The 1,201-nt window shown below is 52.7% G+C and carries 1 protein-coding gene; it reads right to left on the reverse strand.

Going from position 1 to position 1,201, the window contains the following annotated elements; genetic code table 11:
* Positions 1-31: 31 nt before the first annotated feature.
* Complete coding sequence (locus tag HX839_RS27165) at positions 32-973, reverse strand: IS110 family transposase (protein WP_371315654.1); 942 nt, start codon at positions 971-973, stop codon at positions 32-34.
* Positions 974-1,201: the final 228 nt, after the last annotated feature.

Genomic DNA, 1,201 nt, shown 5'->3' on the forward strand with positions numbered 1-1,201 from the left:
TGTGGGAGATTCTATGGTTGAGGGGCAACCCTCAACCAACCTTTGGTTGGTATTCGCTTTGTCCTTTTAGCAAGGCAAATACCACTCGAGCAAGCTTGCGGGCCAGCATTACCAGCACCTGAGTGGTGCTGTAACCCCGCGCCCGTTGCGCTTGATAAAACTCCTTCCATGCAGCCGTTCGGCTAGCTGCCATCGCTGCGTTGTGCAAAAGACGCCGAGCTTCTGAGTCGCCACGTTTGCTCAAGCTACGACGATTATCTTTCTGTCCTGACTTAGAAACGCGTAAATCCATGCCCAAGAAGGCGATGAAAGCGTCTGCGTTTCTAAAATCACCTCGTTGAAAGCTAGTAACCAAGCGGGCTCCAGTCAAAAAACCGATACCTTCAACTTTCAAGCAACGCTTTAGCTGATCCGACAGTCCAGCTTCTTTCAGGCGATCACCGATCATCTTTTCAATCAGGCCTTCTAGCTTTTGCATCGACTTCACCTGCTCGGTAAAAGAGGCCTTCAGTAACGGCTCATTCGCCCAGCTTTGAGTCAGGCTGACGCGTGCCTGGACCAGCGCCGCCCGGCGGCGGAAAAGACTCAAAAGCTGGCGATACAGAGGAGATGGCGGCGTCCAGGGACGAAGTTCATCGGCTTCGTTTTTTAAATAGCGAGCGAGCAATTTGGCATCCTGGGCGTCGGTTTTAGCCCGGATATTCACACCTTTACGATAATGGCTGAGCTCATATCCACCCACCATGTAGATCACGCAGCCAGCTTCATAGGCGAGATCAGCGAACTCCAAGTGATAGATGTTGGTAGCTTCAATCGCAACTGCCACGGTGCCCGGTAGGGCCTTCAGCCATTTTTTAATGGCGGTTTTGTTGTTCGGGATTCCTTCCAGCAGATCGAGTTCGGCGTGGTAAATCACCAGCTCATTTTTAGCAACATCGACGCCAACGATCGGCTTTGAGACAGGAACTGGCATTGCCATGGGACTTCCTCCGGGCTATGGTTTTGAGCACTTGAAGGGCTCACCCAGAGGCGCAGGCTTGTTCCTATCGTCGGTCATAGCCAGATGCATTCTTTATCGGCGCTTGGGTGAAAGGAGGAGGGGCGAAATCTCCCACGGTCTGTACTGCGCCAACAGTCAGAATCGGGCTTTGTCCCTCCTCCTCCCTTCAAGTCCTAGCATACAAGCGGGCTTGCTCGCGAA

The organism is Pseudomonas sp. I8001 (genome assembly GCF_013385345.1).
Lineage (GTDB): Bacteria > Pseudomonadota > Gammaproteobacteria > Pseudomonadales > Pseudomonadaceae > Aquipseudomonas.